Below are 24,860 nucleotides of genomic sequence, written 5' to 3'. Positions count from 1 at the left end.
ACGCGCGGCGTCACGTTAGATGCATGAGATGCGTTAAGCGTAGCCCCTTACGCGCTTCATGCGGCGCGATGCCGAAGGCCGCCGACAAGATGCGATAGCGAGCGCACCGAGCGAAACGACCATCAGCGACGCGAGCGGGAACGTACCCATCGTATTCGCCGCGATGGCAGCGGGCCGATGCTGCCCGACGAGCTGCATCCGTCGCACCGTCATGCGATGACCAAGCTCCGACAGCCGCGACGCCAGCGCGCGTTCTGCCGTGGGCAGCAGTACCGTTTCTTCATCCGCGACATGATGAATGACTTCGCGCATGAGCTGCATGAAGCGCGCGTCGTAGGCGGCATCGTCGGGGCCCATTGCGCGCAGCTTCGCGATGTCCTCGCGCATCTTGTCGTGCTCGGGCTTGCTCTTCGCGAGCGTGTCGTCGCCGGGCATGGCTTCGCCAAGCGCCGGATAGAAGATCTCTTCTTCGAGCTGCGCATGAATTTCCAGCGCCGTGCACGCGAGTTCGACGATAGCGCGCTTTCGCCACCACTGGCTGTCCGCGTGATAGCGATGAAACGCAGCCATGACGTGCGTGTGATCCATGCGGATCATCGTCGTGATGGAAGGCGAGCAGGATTGCATATCCACGTTGACTCCTTCTTGAATGTGGGGACATGTTTCTTGTTATGAACGCTCAGGCGCTTTTCGCCGCTTTGAATTGCGAGTGCGTGTAGGGCAAGAGCGCGTCGGGCGCGCGCATGTCACGGGGCATTTCGAATGTGCGAAGCGCTTCGCCGCGCATCGCGTCGGGCGCACGCGGGAAGCCGCTGCGATTGCGATACATCGACACATAGCGTTGCGTACGCACGTGCGATTCCGCTTCGTCGGCCCTGGAGAGCGAGAGCGCGGTATGCACGTCGAGTGCCGTGACGCCCGCGACGTTGACGATCGCGCCGAGCGCATGCGTGCGGCTCTCGTCCTTGTTCATGTCGGACGCGGAGACGAGCGTGGCGAGATCGAGCGCATCGCCGGCGACGCGCGCCCACAAATAAGGAGCGGGATCGCGCGACATCAAAATGCCGATGCCGCACGCAATCTCGCGCAGACCATAGAGCCGCATCAGCGCGGAGTTGGTTCGCACGCCGGCCGCGCGCGCGACCGCGTTAGGCGCGAGCAATTCGGCTGCGCCGAGTGCGAGGCTGTACCAGCCGAGTCCGCGCGCGATCGCCGCGGGCTTGCTGCGTGCATCGCTTTGATTCGCGGGCGACTTGGGAAAGGGGAAGGGGACTTCACTCATGAATTCACCTCTTTTGTGGGAACGGCGGGGGACGTGCTGTGTAAAAGCAAAGCACATTCCGCCTCGCGTCATGGAATGCCCCATGCTGCCGCGACAAGCTCACGTATCTACGACTTACGGCAAGGAGGCAACGCACGATGACAAACGAGAAGCGCCGACTCGGCGGCTGGCTTCCGCGCAAGGAAGACGCGGTCGCGCGGTTCCGCAAGGACTTCGCCGCTCAGGCGATGAAGCGCGCGGCGACGGCGAAGAGAAGCAGCGTCATCGAAGAGTTCGCTGCGTTCATACGCGAGGACCCGGTAGTTCGCATGAACTTCTCGCGCGCGATCGACGAGGCGCGTGCCGAAGGTTTCGAACTCGGTTACGCGAACATCGACGAATGCATGATCCTGCTCGATGCGATGCTCACTTATGCGCCGCCCTTCAGCGAGTCGAGCCTGATCCATTGCCCGATCAACGCGATACTCGACTGGCCGATGGTCATGCCATCGGGCTATGCGCTCTTTCGCGATCCCGCATTCAACAGGCACATGAAGCGCGTGCTGAACACGTGGTCCGGATTCTTGAGCGGACCGCATTCGCGGGAGCATCTGAACACGGACGCGCCGAACGGCTGGTTCAGCGCGGAAGCGGACGGCAAGATCGGCCTCTCGCAGTTTCTATGCGATCCCGAGAAGCCTTACTGGGGATTCTCTTCATGGAATCACTTCTTCACGCGCGAGTTCAGGCCGCACGCACGGCCCGTTGCGCAACCTGACAACGACAAGCTCATCGTCAGCGCGTGCGAGGCGTCGCCGTACAACATCGAGCACGATGTGAAGCTTGAAGATTCGTTCTGGATCAAGTCGCAGCCGTATTCGCTGAAGGAAATCTTCACGGCGAAGGAGACGGCGCTGGCGAAGCGCTTCGTCGGCGGGAGCGTTTATCAGGCTTTCCTGAGTGCGTTTTACTATCATCGCTGGCACGCGCCGGTGAGCGGAACGGTCGTTATCGAAAGGGATAAAAGTTCGTACGTGAGGGTAATAGTTTGTACGGAGGTCGTCGAAACGGCGAATGTAAGTTCGGCGCAGCAAAAGGGATCGGAGGCCTGGTTTGCGTTCGCGATCGCGAGGCGGCCAACGGATCCGTGCACCGGTGCTTTCGGACGCCCTGTAGAACCTCCGATTTTCGTGCGAGAAGACTCGGGTCGGTGAGTGATGAAGGCCCGCCGTCGAACACTGAGCGGCATCTGTTCAGTTGTACCATGACTGGCCGACGCGGCACCTACTTCAACTTCCGAATCGGACAAGCTGCGGCTTTAGGTTACGCCATCAACTCGGCGGGGCCAGCATCGATCGGGCGCCGACTCTATTCCCGCCCATGGCGTATCGCAATCATGCGAGATGAAATGCGCAACGCAGTTCCCAATGTCGTCCCGGACGCGAACACGAACACGCCCGCGCCGGCCGGCGAAACCAGTATCGTCTGGCCCGATGACGGTTCGCTGGGTTTCACGCCCATGGACGACGTGCACGAAGCGTTCTCTTCGCTTGCACTGGAACTGGTGAGCTGCACGGACGCCAAGGCCATCTCGGCGATCGAAGCGTTCGAGAAGCACGCCGTCAGCCATTTCGAACAGCGAGACGAGTGGATGCGCTCGACGAGCTTTCCTCCGCGCGACTGCCATCTCGACGAGCACGCCGCCGTATTGAAATCAGTAAGAGAGGTGGGAGAGGCGATCCGGCAGGACCGGGGTTTCGGCTCAACTCGTGCGAGATCTCGGCCGGTCGCTTTTCGAGTGGTTCCCCGGACACGCCGACTACATGGATTCGGCGCTGGCCGCGTGAATGACGAAACGAACGATGAGTGGAAAGCCTGTCGTGCTGCGGCGCAAGTTCTGACGGCGTCGTCGCGTGCCCGCTGTGCTGGCGCGGCCCACACTGCTTACACATCCTCCAGTGTCTCGCCGCGCTCCGCGATGATGCGCCCCAGCTCGCGCGTCGAGGGCACGCGCCGCATCGGATTCGTCGACTCGGCCTCGTCCTCGGCGAGATTCTCGATGATCGTCAGCAGTACCTTCCGCGCAACGTTGATATCGCGCTCACTCAACCCCGTTACGCTGATCTCGTTGACTTCTTCCGCGAGCGGCACCAGCTTTCTTTTCAGCGCGCGGCCCTCGGCGGTGAGGTACACATGCGTGTTCTTCTTGTTGTCCGGGCGCTGCTGACGTTCGACGAGTCCGAGCTTTTCCATCGCGGTGACGGCCGCAAACGTCGTGGGCGCCATCACGCCTGCCTGTTCGCTCAGCTCGCGCTGCGTGAGGCCATCCGTTTCCCACAGGATGCGCAAAAAAGTCCAGTGCCCGAACGAAACCGAATGCTCGGCGAGCCGCATCTGCAGCGCGCGCACCATCGAGCGCGTCGCGTCCTTCACCAGATGCGCGAGGCGGTCATGGGGCACGGCTTCGTGCCAGTGGCGCAAGATTTCAGCCGTCTCGCGCGGTGCGCCTTCCACAGTCTTCTTTCGTGTCATGACGATCTCTTCTTTCCGAACCAGAGGTCTTGCCCAGCCGACATCATATCCGCTCGATCCGCCGCCTTCGCATTCGCAGTCCGCGCCGCATGTCTCGGTGCAAACCCGAGCTTGTTCGCGTGGTGGCCGGTCCTTATCATTATAGTTAGATATCGAATAAAAAACTTTCGATGGGGGCTGGATTCGACCCCGCATCGTTCCTGTGTGCAGACGCAACGGAGACGTCTTGTGGCCAAATCCACAGTCACGGAGTTCATGTCGGAAGCCGACGCGACGGCCGCGCGTATCGAGGCCACTTATCACAAAGTCACGTGGCGGCTGATGTCGTTCATCTTTGTGTGCTGGGTGCTGAACTACCTCGATCGCGTGAACGTAAGTTTCGCGCAACTGAATCTGAAGCAGGATCTCGGTCTGTCCGATGCCGCTTACGGACTCGGCGTGAGTCTGTTCTTCATCGGCTATATCCTGCTCGAAGTGCCGAGCACGTTGTGGCTCAAGAAGATCGGCGCGCGACTCACGATATCCCGCATCATGATTCTGTGGGGTGGCATTTCCACGGCGATGGCCTTCATGACGTCGCCCACGCAGTTCTATGTCGCGCGCATTCTGCTGGGCGCCGCGGAAGCGGGCTTCTGGCCCGGCATCATCCTGTACCTGACGTATTGGTATCCCGGCGCGCGGCGTGCGCGCATCACGTCGCGTTTTTTGCTCGCGATTGCGGCGGCTGGGATCATCGGCGGTCCGCTCTCGGGCTGGATCCTGCACAACTTCAACGGCACGCTCGGATTCAAGAACTGGCAATGGCTGTTCTTCCTCGAAGGCCTGCCGGCGCTGGCGATGGGCATCGTTGCGTTCTTTTATCTGGTCGACCGGCCGCAGGACGCGCGCTGGCTCGACGACGACCAGAAGAAGATCATCCTCGATGCGCTTGCCGCCGACCGCGCGGAGAAGAAACCGGCGAAGCATACGCGCCATCAGCTGCTCGTCGCGCTCAAAGACCCACGCGTCTATATCCTCGCGGCGGGCTGGGGCACCGTGCCCCTATGCGGAACGATCCTGAATTACTGGACGCCGACGATCATCCGTCAGGCGGGCGTCGCGGACGTGCTGAACGTCGGCCTGTTGTCTGCGTTGCCGTACATCATCGGCGCGCTTGGCATGTTCGCGGTGGCGCGCAGCTCGGACGTGACGCTCGAACGGCGCTGGCACTTTTTCGTCTGCACGGCGGTGGGCGCACTGGGCGGCTTCCTGCTGCCGGTGCTTTCCGGAAATTCCGTCGCGGCCATCGCATGCCTCGGCATGATCTCGATTTCCTATTTCGGCGCGGCCGCGATCATCTGGTCGATTCCGCCTGCGTATCTATCGGACGACGCGGCGGCCGCAGGCATCGGCGCGATCAGTTGTCTCGGGCAAATCGGTGCGTTCTGCGGACCGATCGCACTTGGCTGGATCAAGACGATGACAGGCAGTCTCGCAATCGGCTTGTCCGCGATCGCCGCGCTCGTGGTTCTCGGCGGCTTTGCCGTGCTGATCGGCGTGCCCGCGAACAGCTTGCGCGAGCATGCGGAAAAGCACGCGTGAGTCGCTTGAATCACGCGGCCGCGGAGATCGGCTTTCTCGCAGCATGGCGGCGCCTTCCGGCGCCGTTTTTTTTGGATGGCTCCGCGCGATCCTTCAGGGAAAACCCCCTTGATTCAAAATCATTAGATATCTAATATTAAGTCCATGAATGCGGCGAGGATGAGCCAGCCGCGCAGATGATCAACGAAGCGGGAGAGTGCGGAAATGAGCGAGACGGCGAGCAACGAACTGTCCTTCAGGTCGCTCGTTGTGGTGAAGAAGAACCCCATCGCGGACGGCATTGTGAGCTTCGAATTGCGTGACCCGGAAGGCGGCGCGCTCGCGCCCTTCACGGCGGGTGCGCATGTGACAGTACGTGTGCCGAGCGGTGTGAACCGCAGCTATTCGTTGAGCAACGATCCGGACGAGACCGACCGATACGTGATCGCCGTGAAGCGCGACGCCTCCGGCCGAGGCGGCTCCCGCAGCATGACCGATGACGTGGCGGAGGGCGATCGCATCGAGGTATCGGAGCCGCGCAACGAGTTCGGATTGAGCGAGCGCGCGCGCAGCTTCGTGTTCGTCGCGGGCGGCATCGGCATCACGCCGATTCTGTCGATGATGCGTCATCTCAAGGCCACGTCCGGCCCGCGTTTCAAGCTCTATTACGTGTCGCGCAGCGCAGAAACGACCGCGTTTCTCGATGAATTGTCGAGCGCGGAGTGGAAGCCGCACGTGGTGATTCACCACGATCACGGAGACCTCGCCAACGCCTTCGATTTCTGGCCGGTCTTCGAAAAGCCCGGCAGCGGCGCGCATGTCTACTGTTGCGGTCCGCGCGCGCTCATGGACAGCGTGCACGACATGACCGGCCATTGGCCGGCCGGCGCCGTGCATTTCGAGAGCTTCGGCGTGGATCAGTCGCGCGCGGCGGAAAACACGTCCTTCAGCGTGAAGCTCGAACGCTCGGGCCGTTGTTTCGAGATCCCGAAGGACCGGTCGATCCTCGAAATTTTGCGCGACAACGGCATCCGCGCGCCGAGTTCGTGCGAGAGCGGCACCTGCGGATCGTGCCGCACCACGTTGTGCGCCGGCGAGGCGGACCACCGCGACATGGTGCTCGGCGACGACGAGAAGCACGATCAGATCATGATCTGCGTGTCGCGTGCGAAGAGCGAAGAACTTGTACTCGATCTTTGAAGTATCTGGAGAAGCGTAAATGCTCACACATGACGAAAACGAATTGCTGTGCCGTGTAGAAGGCAATGCACCGATGGGCCAGCTGATGCGCCGCCACTGGACGCCCGTCTGCCTCATCGAGGAAGTCAGCGAGCCGGACGGAGCGCCCGTGAAGGCGCGCGTGTTCGGGGAAGACCTCGTCGTGTTCCGCGATACCGATGGCAACGTCGGCGTGATGGACGAGTACTGTCCGCATCGGCGTGTCTCGCTCGTGTACGGGCGCAACGAGGATTGCGGCCTGCGCTGCCTCTATCACGGCTGGAAGATGGACGTGAAGGGCAACGTGATCGAGATGGTGTCCGAGCCTTCGTCCAGCGACATGACGAAGAAGGTCAAGCACAAGGCGTATGAAACGAAGGAATGGGGTGGCTTCGTGTGGGCGTACATGGGCCCGCAGGACGCGATTCCGGCGTTCGTGCCGCCCGCGTGGGCGCCGGCCGAAGACTCCCGCGTCTCCATCGCGAAAGCGATTCTTCCGTGCAACTGGGCGCAGATTCTCGAAGGCGCCATCGACTCTGCGCACAGTTCGAGCCTGCATTCGTCGGACTTCGTGCCGGCGCGCGTCGGCGGCGCGGAAGCGACTTCGAAGAACTGGCTGCGTCCGTCGACGGACAAGGCGCCGCGTTTGCAGGTGCATCGGACCGAATACGGCTTTCGCTACGCCGCATTGCGACGGCCGATCCAGAACGCCGCCACGCACGATTACGTACGCTCGACGGTGTTCGTCGCGCCCGCTACCGCGTTGATTCCGCCGAACAATCTGTACAACGTCGCCAATATCAATGTGCCGTGCGACGACACCAGCACCGCGTTCTATTTCATGGCGTGGGGCCATCCGGACAAGACGCCTGAGACGGAAACATGGCGCAAGTTTCTCGGGCAGCAGGTCGGCATCGATCTCGACGCTTTCTATCGGCCGCTGCGCAATCACGACAATCGTTTCTGGCAGGATCGTGAAGCGATGAAGGCGGGTAACTTCACCGGCATCAAGGGCTTCCCGAATCAGGACATCGCGATGTGGCTGACGATGGGCCCGATCGCGGATCGCACTGAAGAGCGGCTCGGCGCGAGCGATGTCGCCGTGGTCGAATTTCGGCGCCGCATGCTCGATGCGCTGAAGGCGTTCCAGGCGGGCGAAGCGGCCATCGGCACGGGCGACAAGGTGATCCCGCGCAGCGTGTGCTCCTTTCAGGCGATGGTGCCGAAAGACACCGACTGGAAGCAGTACCCCGCGCGGCCGGTGTGGGTCGAGGCGGCTGGGCAAGCCTCGCCTGAACTTGAATCGAACTATCAGGTTCAGGTCTGATGCAAAAGATCCGCCTGGGCATCGTGGGACTCGGCCGCGCTTTTTCGCTGATGCTGCCGACTTTTCTCGCGGACACGCGAGTGCAGCTTGTCGCTGCCTGCGATCCACGCGCGACGGCGCGTGCGCAGTTCGAGGCCGATTTCGATGCGCCGTCCTTCGACGACATCGACGCGCTCGCCCGCCGCCCTGACATCGATGCCATCTATATCGCGAGTCCGCACCAGTTCCATGCGGTCCATACGCGCGTTGCGGCGGCGCACGGCAAGCATGTGCTCGTCGAAAAGCCGATGGCGCTGTCGCTCGCCGAATGCGACGACATGATCGATGCATGCCGCGTGGCGAACGTGCATCTGATCGTCGGCCATTGCCACAGCTTCGATACGCCTTATCTGCGTACGCGTGAACTGATTGCGTCAGGCGCATTCGGCGCAGTCCGGATGATTCACGCGCTCAACTACACCGACTACCTGTACCGGCCGCGCCGCCCCGAGGAACTGAACACCGAAGAGGGCGGCGGCGCGGTGTTCAGCCAGGCGGCGCATCAGGTCGATATCGTGCGCATGCTCGCGGGCAGCCGTGCGACGCGCATTCGCGCGGCCGTCGGCAGGTGGGATGCAAAGCGTCCGACCGAAGGCGCGTACACCGCGACGTTGTGGTTCGAGAACGGCGCATTCGCCACGCTTTGCTACAACGGCTATGCGCATTTCGACTCGGACGAGTGGACCGGATGGATCGGCGAAATGGGACAGCGGCGCAATGCCGACGAATACGGCGTCGCGCGCCGAAAGCTGTCGCAGGCGACGTCGTCCGATGACGAAGCGCGTCTCAAGGCAGCCGGGACTTACGGCGGAAACGCCTATACGCCCGTATCGCCAATGGCCGATGCGCGCCGGCATCAGCACTTCGGCCCTCTCATCGTGTCGTGCGAGCGCGGCGATTTGCGGCCCTTGCCGCATCAGATAGTCGTGTACGGGGACGAACGGCGCGAGTGCATCGAACTCGACGCGCCGAGCGTGCCTCGCGCGGAAGTGATCGACGAATTGATCGGCGCCGTGCACGGCGGCATCGCGCCACTGCACGACGGCGAGTGGGCGCGCGGGACGCTAGAGATATGTCTCGCGATGCTTCGTTCGAACGCCGAATCGCGCGATGTGCTCATTGGCGGCTAAACAACCCATTCCAGGAAACGTTGACTATGGCGAAGCTGAATCTTTCTATTGCAGTGGGCAACTACGATCGCATGCGGCCGTTGGTCGACGGCGAAGTGCAGATCGACGGGGTCGATCCCGTCTTCATGCTTCAGGAACCGGAAGAAATTTTCTTTCGCGCCTTCCGCCATGCGGATTACGACATCTGCGAACTTTCGCTCTCCAGCTACAGCGTGAAGACCGCAGCGGGAACGAGCCCGTATATCGGCGTTCCGATATTTCCGTCGCGTGCGTTTCGCCATACGTCGATCTATGTGCGCAGCGATCGCGGCATCGAGACGCCGGCCGATCTGAAGGGCAAACGCATCGGCGTGCCCGAATATCAGTTGACGGCCAACGTGTGGGCGCGTTTGTTCCTCGAAGAGGATCACGGACTGAAGGCGTCGGACGTCACCTGGATTCGCGGGGGTTATGAGGAAGCCGGCCGTCTCGAGAAGATCAGTCTCAAGCTGCCCGGCGATGTTCGGCTCGAAAACGCGCCCGAGAATCAGACGATCTCCGGCATGCTCGCGTCCGGCGAAATCGATGCGCTCATCGGGCCTCGCGCGCCGTCGTGTTTCACGGACGGCCATCCGAATGTGAAGTATCTCTTCGACGATCCGCAGAAAGCCGCCGCCGACTGGTACTCACGCACGAAGCTCTTTCCGATCATGCATCTGCTGGGCGTGCGGCGTACGCTTGCGGAGCAGCACCCGTGGCTGCCGGGCGCGGTGGCGAAAGCCTTCGAAAAGAGCAAGGCGATCGCGCTCACGAAGCTGAGCGATACGTCCGCGACCAAGGTCACGCTACCTTTCGTCGAGGAGCAATTGCGCAATGCACGCCGGCTGATGGGACACGACTTCTGGCCATACGGCTTCGAGCCGAACCGGCATGTGCTGTCGCGCTTTCTGAAGCGCCATCACGAAGAAGGGCTGTCGAGCCGGCTGCTGCAGCCGGAGGAATTGTTTCATCCGGCTACGCTGGAGAGCTTCAAGATCTGAGCGTGCCCCGCGGCGTCCGCTCCGGCGTGATCCGGCGCATGACCGACTCCAGGAACGAGACGCCGCCGACTAAACGAGCCGCAAGCGGCAACGGGAGACATCATGCAGGCACGACATCCAGCAGATGAAACGCGCAGCGTGGTCCTGCAGGACGTGATCAACCAGCGCGGGTTATCGCGGTTCCAGGTCGTCACGTTCGTGCTTTGCTTTCTGATTCTCGTACTCGACGGCTACGACACCGTGGTGGTCGGCTACATTGCGCCGGCGCTAACGGCGCACTTCGGGGCCGCGCCCGCGCAGCTCGCACCGATGTTCGGGGCAGGTCTCTTCGGGCTGGCGCTCGGATCGTTTATCTTCGGTCCCGTTGCCGACCGCTTCGGACGCAAGCCGACGCTGCTTGCATCGATTGCGGTTTTCGCGCTCTTCAGTCTGATGTCGGCCTGGGCGAATTCGATCGGCATGCTCATCGCGTTGCGTTTCCTGACCGGTCTCGGACTGGGTGGCGCCATGCCGAACGCGTACACGCTGGCGGCGGAGTATTGCCCCGACCGCCTGCGTTCGACACTCGTCGCGCCCATCGGATGTGGAATCGCCGTGGGCGGCGCACTTGGAGGACTGGTCGCGTCGCGGATGATCGGCGCTTTCGGCTGGCAATCGATGCTTGTCCTGGGCGGTGTCCTGCCGCTGCTCGTCATTGCCGTACTGGCGCCCTGGCTCCCCGAATCGGCGCGATACCTCGTGGCGCGCGGTGGAAGGGAAAGGCAGGCGCGCTCGATCCTGCAAAAGATCGCACCCGACGCCGGTTTCGGTGATGTGGTGATCATGTGCGAAGAGAGGCGGGTGCAGGGCCAGCCGATCAGCCAGTTACTGGGGCCGGGCGTCGGCGGCGGCACCCTGTTGCTTTGGACGACGGCGTTCATGACGCTCTTCGTCATCTATTTCCTCGGCAACTGGCTGCCGATCCTGATTCAGCAGAGCGGGCTGTCGTTCCGGAACGCATCGCTGATGACGGCGCTCTATCTCACCGGCAACAGCCTCGGCGCGATTCTGCTTGGCGTGCTGATGGATCGCATGAATCCGCAGTACGTGCTGTGCGGCGCGTTCGTCTGTGCCGCGATCAGCCTCGCATCGTTCGGCTATCTTTCCGGCATGCCCGCTCTGGCATTGCTGGCGCTCTTCATCACCGGCGTGGGCACCGGCGGCACGATGACCGGCACGAACATTCTTTCGGCAGGCTACTACGCCACGGCGGGACGTGCGACCGGCGTCGCCTGGACGCTCGGCATGGGCCGTGTAGGCTCGATCGTTGGATCGATGACCGGCGGCGCGATGCTGGCCGCGCACTGGGGGCCGAAGGTCATCTTCGGCATCGTCGCTGCGCCACTTGTCGTCGCAGCAGTCAGCGTTCACGCGCTGGCGCGTTATCGTTCTCGACACGCCTATGCCAACCGGGAAGAAGAGGAAGCTGCAATCGGATCGCCGGCGCGTTGAAACGGGCGGAACGGCATGCCCCATTTACCGGTGACCGCTCGGCCCTCCTGCCGCCCGGACCCATGTCGTACATCAGCGAGCCGGGACCGTTCAGCCCTTCCACGTGCTCCAGCAGATTCACCGGCACTCGTGCAGCCGAGACCATGCCGTACAAACCGTTGAGCGCGACATCGGTGGCTTGCACCGCGAAGCCGCGGAGGCGTTCACCGCGACATCGCCAATGGTGCGGGCCTGCGTGTCCTGGATGAATCGTTCGGTGTAGCTGGTCGTGTCGAACGGCTGGTCGATCACGTTCGCCGAATCCAGCACGCCGATGCCGCCCCCGCATGCCACTTGTCCGCCCGCATAAGCTGCGCGCAATGCGCCGATGTGGCTGTGGCTTTGACGACCACGGCAGGCAATGCCGTGGCCGCGGGTATCCCGGTCCTACACAATGAGGCTGTCAACGTCGGACATGGCCCGATCGGCCTGTGCTGATTGGCAATTCCACGCGCGTTCCCCTCGCGAAGCCGACTCGTCCATTCACGATAGTGAATCCAAACCGTAACTTTTTATAACTTTTCCCAATATTCTTTCTCGCGCACGATGGTCCGATCCTTCCGCTATCCGTGATGCCTATAGGCATGCGCGGCAACTGCCTTGCGAGCGACGCAACGCATCGGTTTTTGCGAATTACATCAAGCGCCGAACGAGCGCAACGACACATAACGGAGACAGACATGGTGAGCGCAGATACGACAGCGGCCGGGCAGTGGCGCGGGCGTCATCAAAACAGGTGGGCGCAGTTGGCGATCGGTATCATCTGCATGGGGCTTGTCGCCAATTTCCAGTACGCGTGGACGTTGTTCGTCATGCCCATGGATGCAAAGCACCATTGGGGGCAGGCGGCGATTCAAACCGCCTTCACGATCTTCATCGTCACGGAGACGTGGCTCGTGCCTGTCGAGGGCTGGCTCGTCGATAAATTCGGACCGCGCCCGGTGGTGATGGGCGGCGCGATCTGCGCAGCGATCGGCTGGATCATCGACGCCCATGCCACGACGCTCATTCATTTGTACGTCGCCGCCGTGGTCACAGGAATCGGTGCGGGTTGCGTCTATGGCACGTGCGTCGGCACTGCACTGAAGTGGTTTCCGGACAAGCGTGGTCTCGCGGCCGGTCTGACGGCGGCTGGCTTCGGAGCGGGCGCAGCCATGACCGTGATCCCGATCTCCAACATGATTCAGAACTCCGGCTATGAGAGCGCGTTCACGTTCTTCGGCGCTTTGCAGGGCGCCATCATCTTTATCCTGGCGCTGTTTCTCGTGCGGCCCCATGCGCCTGCGAACATCGTGCCGGCCAAACGCGTCGTCGCGACCATGATCGACTATACGACCGGACAGATGGTGCGAGCGCCCATCTTCTGGGTGCTGTATCTGATGTTCGTCGCGGTCGCGGCGGGCGGCGTCATTGCCACTGCGCAGTTCGGGCCGATCGCCAAGGAATACGGCTTCGCAAGCTTGCCGGTCAGTCTTTTCGGCGCGACCTTGCCGCTGCTGACGATGACGCTGTCCATCGATAACCTGTGCAACGGCTTCACGCGTCCGCTGTGCGGTTTCATCTCCGACAAGATCGGCCGCGAGAACACCATGTTCATCATCTTTCTGAGCGAAGGGGTCGCGCTGCTGGGCTTGATGCAGTTCGGGCAGAATCCCTACCTGTTCATGCTGTTCGCGGCGCTGACGTTCCTGTGCTGGGGCGAGATTTTCTCGATCTTCCCGGCGACCTGCGCCGACACCTTCGGCAGTAAGTACGCGGCCGCCAACGCAGGCACGCTGTACACAGCCAAGGGGACCGCTTCGATGCTGGTGCCACTCGCGTCGGTGCTGGCGTCGCTCGGATCGTGGAACGCCGTTTTCATCGCTACCGCGATCACATCGATCGCGGCGGGCGTGTGCGCGAAGTTCGTACTCGCGCCTATGCGTCGACGCTGGATAGCGAACACGGTCACGCAGACTGCGTCCCAGCCGTCTCTCGACTTGTCTTTGCAGGCAAGCTGGACGGATGCGCCCAGCAAGTCGTCAGCTCGATGAAGACGTCCGGCACGCGCAGACGTAATGGCTGTATCAGCTGACATGGGTTCGAAGTTTCATGCGTGCGGACGCCGATTTCCCATCGCGCGGTCCGCATAGCCCGGCGTGCCCGAGAGATCACCGCGCTCGAAGATGAGTCCGCGGATGCAGCCTGGCTCACGGCACCACGCGCACGTCCGCGCTTGCCGGTTTCGGGCGCCGTCGCGCCTATTGCGCTGCCGGTCCGGTACACGAGCCTGATGGCACCGCAATGCGGCTCTCTTCAATTCTCACCGACGCTTCGCTCATTCCGCAGCAGTAAGCGCTGCCGGTCACGCGCCGAGGCGATCCCGCGTGGCAAGTGCCCGTCCGGGCGCCTCTCGGAATCTATTCATCTCTTCGCATAAGCGCGTTCACGGCGTTTTCCCTAATCCGACTACATTCAAAATGTAGTATCTTGTATATCAGAAGAGGGTTCAGCCGAAGTGTCGGCCGCGTTCACGCAAACGTCTCGCGCACGCGTTGTCCAACGGCGTAGGGAAGCGGCAGACGTCTCCATTGCGCGGTGATGCGGTCGATAGGCGATCCAACAATCGGTCGGTGCACGCACATCGCGGCACCGCAAATAGGAATCAGCAAGCGATGCCATCTGAAACTCGAACACCGGGAGGGGCCGAGATATCTGCCGGCGGATTGACGCTCTCGCTCGAACCCATCAGCGCGGCTGTTTCACTTCGCGATCAGGCTTACGTGAAACTGCATCAGTTGATCGCCAAGGCGGATATCTACCATTCACGAGATGAAATTCGTCTCGACGAGAAAGAGCTGACGGAAGCGCTCGGCGTATCGCGCACGCCGATCCGCGAAGCCATGGCGCTGCTTCAGCAGGAAGGTTTTCTGCGCACCGGCTCGCGCCGCGGTGTTTATATCCTGCGCAAGACCAAGCGCGAGATCGTCGAGATGATTCACATGTGGGCCGCGCTCGAGAGCGCAGCGGCGCAACTCGCGGTTCAGCGCGCCACCGATGAGGAAATTGCCCAGCTTCGCCGCATGTTCGACGACTTCCGGGATTCGACGCCTGCCGAGAATATCGACGAGTACTCGGAAGCGAACATCGCGTTTCATTCGGCCATCGTGCGATTGTCGAAGTCGCAAGTCATCTTCGACACCATCAAGAACATCTTCGTGCACGTGCGCGCCATCCGAAAGGTGGCGCTCCCACAAAGCGACCGCGTGTCGCGTTCGATTCTCGATCACATGCGGATTATCGAGGCGCTCGAAAGACGAGATTCGGAACTGGCCGAGCGGCTCGTGAAGGAGCATTCACTCGACCTGGCCGCCTTTGTCGAAGCCCATTGCGACCACCTTGATTGACAACGGTTCGCAGGCGATCGCGAAGGCCGCGTGACGGATATCCGCAGCCCGATACCCCAGCGTTTTCATGTCGACCCGGTGTGGGTGAGGAATGGTTTCACACGCTGCGTCGCTGCTGTTCCGATCTACTGGTTCACCCCTACCCCGAATCGAAATTAAAGCTTTGACAAATGCTGTATCTGATATCTAGTATATCACCAGCATAAACGGCCTTCAGGAGGAGACAAATGGCAGACGTACTCGAGGCAACAACACAGGAAGCCGCTGAAGTGAAGGCGCCGCAAATGACTGACGGTTTCCATCTCGTCATCGATGCGCTGAAGCTGAACGACATCGACACGATCTTCGGCCTTGTCGGAATTCCCATCACCGACCTCGCCAGACTCGCGCAGGCAGAAGGCATGCGCTTCATCGGCTTTCGCCATGAGCAGCATGCGGGCAATGCGGCCGCGATCGCCGGCTACATGACGCAGAAGCCCGGCATCTGCCTGACCGTGTCGGCGCCGGGCTTCCTGAACGGACTGACGGCACTCGCCAACGCAACGACGAATTGCTTCCCGATGATCCTCATCAGCGGATCGAGCGAGCGCGAGATCGTGGATTTGCAGCAAGGCGATTATGAAGAGATGGACCAGTTGAACGCGGCGAAGCCGTATGCGAAGGCCGCTTACCGCGTGCTGAATGCGGAAGATATCGGCATCGGTGTTGCGCGTGCAATCCGCGCGGCCGTGTCGGGCCGTCCGGGCGGCGTCTATCTCGATCTGCCCGCCAAGCTGCTCGCGCAGACGATCGAGGCGCTCAAAGGCCAGGAATCGCTCGTGAAGGTCGTCGACGCCGCGCCGCGTCAGTTGCCGTCACCGGATTCGGTGAAGCGCGCGCTCGACGTCATCAAGAGCGCGAAGCGTCCGCTGATTCTGCTCGGCAAGGGCGCGGCCTACGCGCAGGCCGACGCGCAGATTCGCGAACTGGTCGAGAAGAGCGGTATTCCGTATCTGCCGATGTCCATGGCGAAGGGTTTGCTGCCTGACACGCATGCGCAATCGGCGTCGGCGGCGCGTTCGTTTGTGTTGCAGGAGGCGGATTGCGTCGTGCTGATCGGCGCGCGTCTCAACTGGCTGCTTTCGCACGGCAAGGGCAAGACCTGGGGCGCGGCGCCCAAGCAGTTCGTGCAGATCGACATCTCGCCGACCGAGATCGACAGCAACGTCGCGATCGCCGCGCCGGTGATCGGTGACATCGGTTCGTGCGTGTCGGCGCTTGTCTCTGGCATCGACGCGGGCTTCCCGAAGCCGTCGAGCGAGTGGACGGGTGCGATCAACGAGCGGAAGAACAAGAACCTCGAAAAGATGGCGGCGACGCTCGCGAAGAATCCGTCGCCGATGAATTTCCACAGCGCGTTACGCGCCATCCGCGACGTGCTGAAGACGCGCCCCGACATCAACGTCGTCAACGAAGGCGCCAACACGCTCGACTATGCACGCAGCATCATCGACATGTACGAGCCGCGCAAGCGTTTCGATTCGGGCACCTGGGGAATCATGGGCATCGGCATGGGCTTCGCGATCGGCGCGGCGGTGACGAGTGGCAAGCAGGTGGTCGCGATCGAAGGCGACAGCGCTTTCGGCTTCAGCGGCATGGAACTCGAAACCATCTGCCGATATGACTTGCCGGTCTGCACCATCGTATTCAACAACAACGGCGTGTATCGCGGCACCGATGTGAACCCGACCGGCGGCAAGGACGTTGCACCGACCGTGTTCGTGAAGAACGCGCGCTACGACAAGATGATCGAGGCGTTCGGTGGGATCGGCTTCAACGCGACCACGCCGGAAGAACTCACGCATGCACTCGAAGAAGCGATCAAGTCGGGCAAACCGACGCTCATCAACGCAGTGATCGACGAAGCGGCCGGCACGGAGAGCGGTCGCCTGACGAACCTGAATCCGCAAAGCGCGGCGATGAAAAAGTAACCAAGACTAATCATCAAGGAGAACTCAATTGAGCGACAAACCACTCAAAGGCATCAAGATCATCGATTTCACGCACGTGCAAGCCGGTCCCGCATGTACGCAGATGCTGGCATGGTTCGGCGCCGACGTGATCAAGGTCGAGCGTCCCGGTTCGGGCGACGTGACGCGTAACCAGCTCCGCGACATTCCGGACGCCGATGCGCTGTACTTCACGATGCTCAACAGCAACAAGCGATCGCTGACGCTCGATACGAAGAAGCCGGAAGGCAAGGAGGTGCTGACCAAGCTCATCAAGGAATCGGACGTGCTGGTCGAGAACTTCGGACCGGGCGCGCTGGACCGCATGGGCTTTTCGTGGGAGAACATCAGGGAACTGAACCCGAAGATGATCGTGGCGTCCGTCAAGGGGTTCAGCGACGGTCACCACTACGACGACCTCAAAGTCTACGAGAACGTCGCGCAGTGCGCGGGTGGCGCGGCATCGACGACGGGCTTCTGGGACGGCCCGCCGACCATCAGCGCCGCCGCGCTCGGCGACAGCAACACCGGCATGCATCTCGCCATCGGCATTCTCACGGCGATCATCGGCCGGCAGCAAACGGGCCGGGGCCAGAAAGTCGCCGTGTCGATGCAGGACAGCGTGCTCAATCTCTGCCGCGTCAAGTTGCGCGATCAGCAGCGCCTGGAGCGCGTCGGCTATCTCGAGGAATATCCGCAATATCCGCACGGCACGTTCAGCGATGTCGTGCCGCGTGGCGGCAACGCGGGCGGCGGCGGACAGCCCGGCTGGGTGCTCAAGTGCAAGGGCTGGGAAACCGATCCGAACGCATATATCTACTTCACGATTCAGGGTCACGCGTGGGCGCCGATTTGCCGCGCCATCGGCAAGCCGGAATGGATTGAAGATCCGAACTACATGACGGCCGAAGCGCGCCAGCCGCACATCTTCGATATCTTCAACACGATCGAGGCATGGCTTGCGGACAAGACCAAGTTCGAAGCTGTCGATATCCTGCGCAAGTTCGATATTCCGTGCGCGCCGGTGCTCACGATGAAGGAACTCGCGAACGACGAATCGTTGCGCGCGAGCGGTTCCATCGTCGAAGTGGATCATAAGGTGCGTGGCAAATACCTCACGGTCGGCAGCCCGATCAAGTTCTCGGAGCTGAAGCCGGAAATCACGGGCTCGCCGCTTCTGGGCGAGCACACCGAGGAAGTGCTGCTCGAACTCGGCTATAGCAAGGAGCAGGTTGCAAGCATGCAGGAAGCGCGCGCCGTCTGACGCGTTTGTAGTGGCAGAAAAACGGTGATCGCCGCCTTCTTCCGTCTTCCTTTCGCTGCATCGGTGCGAAAAGCGATGGTGGAAGAACGGTGGCGGCCCTTCTAAAACGACGGATCGATTCGAGCGTGAGCTTCGATCGACTTCCCACGATCCGGATAACACCATGACCCCCACCATCGACTACGAGCAGCTCGTCAATGCAATTGGCGACGCCGTGATCATTTCGGATGCGAGCGGAGCGATCACCCTGTGGAATCCGGCGGCAGAGCGCATGTTCGGCTTTACCCAGCGCGAAGCATTGGGTCAGTCGCTGGATCTGATCATTCCGGAACGCCTGCGCGGCCGTCATTGGGACGGCTATAACAAAACGATGGCGACGGGCGAAACGCGCTACGGGCACGATCTGCTCAAGGTGCCGGCCGTCGATAAGGCCGGACGCGCGATGTCGATCGCATTTACCGTCGCGTTGTTGCGTTCGCCGCAAGGAGAATTGAGCGGCATCGTCGCGATCATCCGCGATGAAACGGCGCGGTTCCAGGAGGAGCGCGCGCTGCGCAAGCGCATTGCCGAGCTGGAGACGAAAGTCTCCGCCTGAAATTTCAGCGAAGTACAAAACGACAAGCAACAAGGAGACGGCGGCCCGCGTCTGCGCACCACAACGCGCACGGACGCGGCCGCAAGGAGAGAGCGGCCACCCATCCCGCCGGCCGCTTGACTCGATGCCCGCATTCGTGGCTGACCGACCAGGAATTGACCATCATTCGTACCTTGCGCCAGCTTCATGCTGACGCGAGGCGCAGGCGGCTGCGTGCGTCCGGACCATCTCGACGCATCGGCGCGGAAGGTTTTGAGACATCGGGAAAAAAGTGATGAGCTTGTGGATCCGCTATACGCACACGACGGCCGACGATGAGCGCCGCACCGGTTTTGGCTTACTCGACGACGCCAGCGTCATCGAATACGAAGGCGACATGTTCGCCTCGCCGCGTCCGACAGGCCGGACGTTCGATCTCGACAGGATTTCGCTGACGAGCCCGTGCGCACCGGGCCGGATCGTCGCGCTATGGAACAACTTTCATGCACTCTCCGCGAAGCTCGGCAAGGCGCTGCCGAGCCATGCGCTGTATCTGATCAAGCCTTCTACGTCGCTCGCGGGACCGGGCGACACGATCCAGCGTCCCGCCGCATACGGCGGCAAGATCGTCTACGAAGGCGAACTCGGAATCGTGATCGGAAAGCGATGCAGTCATGTGAGCGTCGAAGAAGCCGCCGATTACATATTCGGCTACACATGCGTGAACGACGTCACGGCCGCCGATAACCTGTTCGAAGATCCGAACTTTGCGCAATGGTGCCGCGCGAAAGGCTATGACACGTTCGGCTGCATCGGTCCGGCGATCGCGACCGCGTTCGACTGGAAAGACAAACATGTCGTGACCACGCTCGACGGCGTCGAACGACAGAACTACCCGCTTGCCGACATGGCGTTCTCGCCGCTGGAACAGGTGAGCCTCATTTCTCGCGATATGACCTTGCTGCCAGGCGACGTCATCGCGTGCGGCACTTCGCTGGGCGTGGGTTCGATGCGCGACGGGGCGACGGTCGAGGTCTCGATCGACGGCATCGGCAAATTGACGAACCACGTGTCCGAAGTATTCGCGACGGCTGAAGCACGATAACGCTTCCCGGGCGCGTTCCGCCGCACGCCCCTCAAGAATTCAAACTGTCGATTGGGAACACAGTCATGCCAATGATGATTGCAGTGCCACGGGAGCGCTATCCCGGGGAACGTCGCGTCGCGTTGACGCCGGAAGTCGTCGGACACTTGCTCAAGCTCGGTTTCGAGGTAACCGTCGAGACCGGCGCGGGCGAACACGCCGCATTCCCCGACGAAGCCTATCGCGCCGCGGGCGCGCGGATCGCGGAGAACGCGCCGTCGCTCTATGCGGGGGCGGATATCGTCGTGAAAGTGCGTGCGCCTTCCATCGCACCCGTGGGCGATGAAATCGAGTGGCTGCGCGAGGGATCGACGCTGATCAGCTTTGTCTGGCCGGCGCAGAATGCGGCGCTCTTGACGCAACTCGCCGCGCGCAACGTGACCGTGCTCGCGATGGACTGCGTGCCGCGCATCTCGCGCGCGCAAAAGCTCGATGCACTCAGTTCGATGGCCAACATGGCGGGTTATCGCGCGGTCATCGAAGCCGCGCACCGGTTCGGCCGCGGCTTCATGGGACAGATCACGGCGGCCGGCAAGATCGCTCCGGCGAAGGTGATGGTGATCGGCGCCGGCGTGGCCGGACTGGCCGCGATCGGCGCGGCGCGCAGTCTCGGCGCGATCGTCCGCGCCTTCGATACGCGGCCCGAAGTGCGGCAGCAGGTCGAGAGCATGGGCGCGGAGTTTCTCGAACTCGACTATGTCGAAAACGGCAGCGGCAGCGGCGGCTACGCGAAAGAGATGAGCCCGGAATTCATCGCCGCGGAAAAGGCGCTGTTCGCCGCGCAGGCGAAGGACGTCGACATCATCGTGACGACCGCGCTGATTCCGGGTAAGCCGGCGCCGAAACTGATCACCGCCGACATGGTGCGCAGCATGCGTCAGGGCAGCGTGATCGTCGACATGGCGGCGGAGCAGGGCGGCAACTGCGAACTGACGCAGCCGAACGAGGCGGCGTGCGTGGAAGGCGTCACGATCATCGGCTACACGGATCTTCCGTCGCGCATGGCGACGCAATCGAGCCAGTTGTACGGCACGAATGTGCGGCACCTTCTGACCGATCTGACGCCGCAGAAGAACGGCGAGATCGTGGTCAACAGCGATGACGAGGTGATCGGCGGCGTAGCAGTGATTCTGCGCGGCCAGTTGAGATGGCCGCTGCCGAAAAAGCCCGAGCCTGCGCCTGCCGCTGCCGCTGCCGCCCCCGCGAAGCCCGCGGCCACGATCGCGGTGACGGTCGAGCAGAAGCGCCGCGCGGGATGGATCGGCGTCGCGGGCCTCGTGGTTGCCGCTGCATTGCTCCTCGCGCTGGGCGCTGTCGCGCCGCCTGCGTTCGTCGCGCACTTCACGGTTTTCGTGCTCGCGATCTTCGTCGGCTATCAGGTCGTGTGGAACGTGACGCCGGCCTTGCACACGCCGCTCATGAGCGTGACGAACGCGGTGAGCGGGATCATCGTGACGGGCGCGCTGTTGCAGGTCGGCACGCCCAATAACCTGGTCGGGATTCTCGCGGGCATCGCGATACTGATCGCGACGATCAATATCGCAGGCGGATTTCTCGTCACTCAACGCATGTTGAGCATGTTCCAGCGCTAAGGAGATCGACATGCAAAACGGAATCGGAAGCATCGCCTATCTTGCGGCGAGCGTGTTGTTCATCCTGAGCCTGCGCGGGCTCAGCCATCCATCGACGGCGCCGCGCGGCAATCTCTATGGCGTCGTCGGCATGGCTATCGCAATCGTCACGACGCTGTGGCTCAACGGCGGGTCCGCGCTGCCGGTCGTCGCCGTGCTGATGACGATCGGCGTAGCGGGCGGCGCGATGCTCGCACGACGCGTCGAGATGACCCAGATGCCGCAGCTCGTCGCGGCGCTGCACAGCTTCGTGGGCCTGGCGGCGGTGCTGGTCGCCATTGCGAGCTATCTGTCGCCTTCCGCGGGGGCGGAGCCTGGCGACGTGGCGCGATCGGTCCACGATGTCGAGATCTATCTCGGCGTGTTCATCGGCGCGGTCACGTTCACGGGGTCCATCGCAGCGTTCCTGAAACTGCAGGGCACCGTGGGAGGCAAGCCCCTGTTGCTGCCGATGCGGCACGCGCTGAATCTCGTCGGCGTGTTCGCGTGCGTTGCGCTCGGCTATGTGTTCGTCACCGCGCCCGATGCGGATGTCGGCATCAGCACGCTGCTCACGATGACCGCGATCGCCGCGCTGATCGGCGTGCATCTGGTGATGGCGATCGGCGGCGCGGACATGCCGGTGGTCGTGTCGATGCTCAACAGCTATTCGGGCTGGGCCGCCGCCGCGACCGGCTTCATGCTCAGCAACGATCTGCTGATCGTGACCGGCGCGCTGGTCGGTTCCAGCGGCGCTATTCTGAGCTACATCATGTGCCGCGCGATGAACCGCAAATTTCTCTCCGTGATACTGGGCGGGTTCGGCACGGCGTCGTCGTCCGCGGCGAAGACGATCGAGGGCGAAGTCGCGCCCGTCACCGTCGATGAAGTCGGCTCGCTGCTGCGCGATGCGTCGGAAGTCGTCATCGTGCCGGGCTACGGCATGGCGGTCGCGCAGGCTCAGGCGACCATCAGCGAGATCACGAAGAAGCTGCGCAGCCAGGGCGTGAACGTTCGCTTCGGCATTCATCCGGTGGCGGGGCGCTTGCCGGGGCATATGAACGTGCTGCTGGCCGAGGCGAAGGTGCCCTATGACATCGTGCTCGAGATGGATGAAATCAACAACGACTTTTCCAATACGGATGTCGTGCTCGTGATCGGCGCGAACGACATCGTGAATCCGGGCGCACTGGAGGATCCGGGCAGTCCTATCGCCGGCATGCCCGTGCTGGAAGTGTGGAAGGCGCGCACGGTGGTCGTGTCCAAGCGAAGCATGGCGGCGGGCTATGCGGGTGTCGATAACCCGCTCTTCTACAAGGAGAACACGCGGATGCTGTTCGGCGATGCGAAGGGCAGTGTCGATGCGCTGCTCAGTCAGCTCAGCGCGTGAGCGCCGTCGCGCATCGAACATAGGAAAGCCGTGGCTGCGAGGGCCGGGACGAAGCGGAGTTTTCGGCCCTCGGCATTCTTGACGTGGGACAGGGAGTAACGATGAAGATCTGTGTCTATGGCGCCGGTGCGATCGGTGCATATCTCGGCGCGCAACTGGCGTCTGCTGGCGCCGACGTGAGCTTCGTCGCGCGTGGTCCACACCTCGCCGCGATGCAGAAGCATGGCGTACGGTTGCAAATCGATGGCGAGGAACGCGTCGTCAAGGTCCGATGCGCCTCGGACCCGCGTGAGCTGGGTCAGCAGGACTACGTGATTGTCGCGTTGAAAGCGCATTCGGTGCCGGGTGTCGTCGATCAGATACGGACTCTGCTCGGACCGGACACGGCAATCGTGACGGCGGTGAACGGGATTCCGTACTGGTACTTCTACAAGCATGGAGGAGAACTGGAAGGCACCACGCTCCATAGCGTCGATCCCGGAGCAACGCAATGGAGCGTGCTCGGGCCTGAGCGTTCGATCGGCTGCGTCGTGTACCCGGCTGCCGAGGTGGTCGCGCCGGGTGTCGTCCGCCATGTATATGGAAAGAAATTTCCGATCGGCGAACCCAATGGCGAGCGCACGGACCGCACTCAAAAGCTGCATGAAATCATGAGCGCGGCGGGTCTGGACGCGCCGATCCGCGAACAAATCCGTGATGAAATCTGGCTGAAGCTCTGGGGGAATCTCTGCTTCAATCCGATCAGCGCATTGACTCATGCAACGCTCGATGTCATTACGGGCAACCCGGCTACGCGCGCCGTGTCCAAGGCGATGATGCTGGAGGCCAAAGCCATTGCCGATCGCTTCGGCGTGCATTTTCGTGTCGATGTCGAAAGGCGTATCGACGGCGCGGGGGCCGTCGGCGCGCATAAGACGTCCATGCTTCAGGATCTCGAAGCCAACCGGCCGATGGAGATCGATCCCCTGCTCACGGTCGTCCAGGAAATGGGGCGACTCGTCGGGCAGGCGACACCGACGATCGATACGGTGCTCGCACTCATCAAACTGCGTGGGCAGATTGCGGAGCAATCGCATCGACTGGCGGCGACACCTGCGCCTGTGGTGGAGACGGCCGCATAGCGCTGCTGTTTGAGAACCACGCAATGATCCGTCGGTCGGAGTCACGGTCGAACCTGTCAGTGCGTGGTTCTCGTGGCGCCTGTCGGGCATGGTCTGCGAGGGATCTGGTGCAGATAAGGCGCGGCTTTTCCTGACGGTCAGGTGAATCCCTTTCCGCGGGCTGGCCGCTAACGGGCGGATCATCTCGCTTACCTGAAGAATGCGTTCGCCGTCGGAGCCCGCCCTTAGAAGCATCTCCGCACCGGCGCCGATCCGGACAAGCGGATTGCGAAGTTCATGCGCAAGCATCGCCAGGAATTCGTCCCTGCGCCGGTGCGCGTCGCGAAGCTCCTGCTCGGCGAGAACCATTTCCGTGAATATCGGCCTTGGCGCCGACCCACTTGACGACTTCACCGGTGTCGTTTTTTTACGGGCGCCGCACGCGCGAGTGTCCATCGGTACTCGCCTTGGCGGTAGGCGAACCCGGAAGCCAAAAAAGATCTCCGAGCACTCGCGCGGGACGACGCAAGTCACGCTTTCTCCACGCCGATCCAAGCCTAAGCTGAGAGCAAGCGCCCGCGCGCGCCGACGGACCCACAGCACCATAGCCATGCACCCAAGCGATTATGGCCTCGGTGAGCGTGTGGCCGAGCGCACAGCCACCTTCGCCAAGGCGCCGCGACGGTTCCCCTTGCCCGGTGTGTAGCGAACGCTGACCTCCAAGTAAGTGCGCCCTGCCGGGCGCACCCCAAAAAAAACCGACGTTGCGCGTCGGTCGGAAGAGTCCC

Annotated in this window: 18 protein-coding genes and 3 pseudogenes; 17 read left to right on the top strand and 4 right to left on the bottom strand. The window is 62.2% G+C overall.

Going from position 1 to position 24,860, the window contains the following annotated elements; translation table 11 throughout:
* Positions 1–33: 33 nt before the first annotated feature.
* Complete coding sequence (locus NCR39_RS21075) at positions 34–627, bottom strand: hemerythrin domain-containing protein (protein WP_250454370.1); 594 nt, start codon at positions 625–627, stop codon at positions 34–36.
* A gap of 52 nt (positions 628–679) precedes the next feature.
* Entirely contained in the window at positions 680–1,282 is a 603-nt protein-coding gene (locus NCR39_RS21070) for a hypothetical protein (RefSeq protein ID WP_250454020.1), read from the bottom strand.
* Between the two features lie 137 nt (positions 1,283–1,419).
* Between NCR39_RS21070 and NCR39_RS21065 the strand changes: the two are divergent.
* Together NCR39_RS21065 and NCR39_RS29810 are read left to right on the top strand one after the other, a co-directional pair.
* Positions 1,420–2,268 (top strand): annotated as a pseudogene (locus NCR39_RS21065) (phosphatidylserine decarboxylase family protein); the annotation flags it as partial.
* A 401-nt stretch (positions 2,269–2,669) separates the two neighbouring features.
* Positions 2,670–3,108: pseudogene (locus tag NCR39_RS29810) on the top strand (bacteriohemerythrin).
* Between the two features lie 97 nt (positions 3,109–3,205).
* Here the strand turns inward: NCR39_RS29810 and NCR39_RS21060 are convergent.
* Positions 3,206–3,793: a MarR family winged helix-turn-helix transcriptional regulator gene (locus tag NCR39_RS21060; protein ID WP_040053308.1), complete on the bottom strand. Its 588-nt coding sequence runs from the start codon at positions 3,791–3,793 to the stop codon at positions 3,206–3,208.
* 228 nt (positions 3,794–4,021) lie between these two features.
* On the opposite strand from NCR39_RS21060, the gene NCR39_RS21055 reads away from it, so the two are divergent.
* From NCR39_RS21055 to NCR39_RS20985, 15 genes are all read left to right on the top strand, one after another.
* On the top strand, positions 4,022–5,374 hold the full coding sequence (locus tag NCR39_RS21055) for an MFS transporter (RefSeq protein WP_502800256.1): 1,353 nt from the start codon (positions 4,022–4,024) through the stop codon (positions 5,372–5,374).
* Between the two features lie 204 nt (positions 5,375–5,578).
* Entirely contained in the window at positions 5,579–6,553 is a 975-nt protein-coding gene (locus NCR39_RS21050) for a PDR/VanB family oxidoreductase (RefSeq protein ID WP_250454018.1), read from the top strand.
* 19 nt (positions 6,554–6,572) lie between these two features.
* On the top strand, positions 6,573–7,898 hold the full coding sequence (locus NCR39_RS21045; protein ID WP_250454017.1) for a Rieske 2Fe-2S domain-containing protein: 1,326 nt from the start codon (positions 6,573–6,575) through the stop codon (positions 7,896–7,898).
* Complete coding sequence (locus tag NCR39_RS21040) at positions 7,898–9,067, top strand: Gfo/Idh/MocA family protein (protein WP_250454016.1); 1,170 nt, start codon at positions 7,898–7,900, stop codon at positions 9,065–9,067. The genes NCR39_RS21045 and NCR39_RS21040 overlap by 1 nt, the downstream gene beginning before the upstream one ends.
* Before the next feature lie 26 nt (positions 9,068–9,093).
* Positions 9,094–10,086, top strand: a complete 993-nt coding sequence (locus NCR39_RS21035) for an ABC transporter substrate-binding protein (protein ID WP_250454015.1) — start codon at positions 9,094–9,096, stop codon at positions 10,084–10,086.
* 102 nt (positions 10,087–10,188) lie between these two features.
* Positions 10,189–11,577, top strand: a complete 1,389-nt coding sequence (locus tag NCR39_RS21030; RefSeq protein WP_250454014.1) for an MFS transporter — start codon at positions 10,189–10,191, stop codon at positions 11,575–11,577.
* Between the two features lie 719 nt (positions 11,578–12,296).
* Positions 12,297–13,649, top strand: a complete 1,353-nt coding sequence (gene oxlT, locus NCR39_RS21025; protein WP_250454368.1) for an oxalate/formate MFS antiporter — start codon at positions 12,297–12,299, stop codon at positions 13,647–13,649.
* 621 nt (positions 13,650–14,270) lie between these two features.
* Positions 14,271–15,002, top strand: a complete 732-nt coding sequence (locus NCR39_RS21020) for a GntR family transcriptional regulator (protein ID WP_250454367.1) — start codon at positions 14,271–14,273, stop codon at positions 15,000–15,002.
* A 227-nt stretch (positions 15,003–15,229) separates the two neighbouring features.
* Positions 15,230–16,972 (top strand): oxalyl-CoA decarboxylase, encoded by a 1,743-nt coding sequence (oxc, locus tag NCR39_RS21015; protein ID WP_250454013.1) that lies wholly within the window; start codon positions 15,230–15,232, stop codon positions 16,970–16,972.
* Positions 16,973–17,000: 28 nt separating this feature from the next.
* Positions 17,001–18,254 (top strand): formyl-CoA transferase, encoded by a 1,254-nt coding sequence (frc, locus tag NCR39_RS21010; RefSeq protein WP_250454012.1) that lies wholly within the window; start codon positions 17,001–17,003, stop codon positions 18,252–18,254.
* Between the two features lie 163 nt (positions 18,255–18,417).
* Positions 18,418–18,849 carry a PAS domain-containing protein gene (locus NCR39_RS21005; RefSeq protein ID WP_250454011.1) on the top strand — a complete coding sequence of 144 codons (432 nt, stop codon included), beginning with the start codon at positions 18,418–18,420 and terminating at the stop codon, positions 18,847–18,849.
* A 274-nt stretch (positions 18,850–19,123) separates the two neighbouring features.
* Positions 19,124–19,933 (top strand): fumarylacetoacetate hydrolase family protein, encoded by an 810-nt coding sequence (locus tag NCR39_RS21000; protein WP_250454010.1) that lies wholly within the window; start codon positions 19,124–19,126, stop codon positions 19,931–19,933.
* 65 nt (positions 19,934–19,998) lie between these two features.
* Positions 19,999–21,564 (top strand): Re/Si-specific NAD(P)(+) transhydrogenase subunit alpha, encoded by a 1,566-nt coding sequence (locus tag NCR39_RS20995; protein ID WP_250454009.1) that lies wholly within the window; start codon positions 19,999–20,001, stop codon positions 21,562–21,564.
* A 10-nt stretch (positions 21,565–21,574) separates the two neighbouring features.
* The gene (locus NCR39_RS20990) at positions 21,575–22,972 is read left to right on the top strand and encodes an NAD(P)(+) transhydrogenase (Re/Si-specific) subunit beta (RefSeq protein WP_250454008.1); all 1,398 of its coding nucleotides are present in this window, start codon (positions 21,575–21,577) and stop codon (positions 22,970–22,972) included.
* Between the two features lie 101 nt (positions 22,973–23,073).
* Positions 23,074–24,093: a 2-dehydropantoate 2-reductase gene (locus NCR39_RS20985; protein WP_250454007.1), complete on the top strand. Its 1,020-nt coding sequence runs from the start codon at positions 23,074–23,076 to the stop codon at positions 24,091–24,093.
* A gap of 207 nt (positions 24,094–24,300) precedes the next feature.
* Here NCR39_RS20985 and NCR39_RS29675 read toward each other — a convergent pair.
* A pseudogene (locus NCR39_RS29675) lies at positions 24,301–24,441 on the bottom strand (histidine kinase dimerization/phospho-acceptor domain-containing protein); the annotation flags it as partial.
* Positions 24,442–24,860 lie beyond the last annotated feature (419 nt).

Source organism: Caballeronia sp. ATUFL_M2_KS44, from assembly GCF_023630965.1.
Classification (GTDB): Bacteria; Pseudomonadota; Gammaproteobacteria; order Burkholderiales; family Burkholderiaceae; genus Caballeronia; species Caballeronia concitans.
Note: the sequence above shows the minus strand (reverse complement) of the source record. Positions and strands in the feature narration are given on the sequence as shown.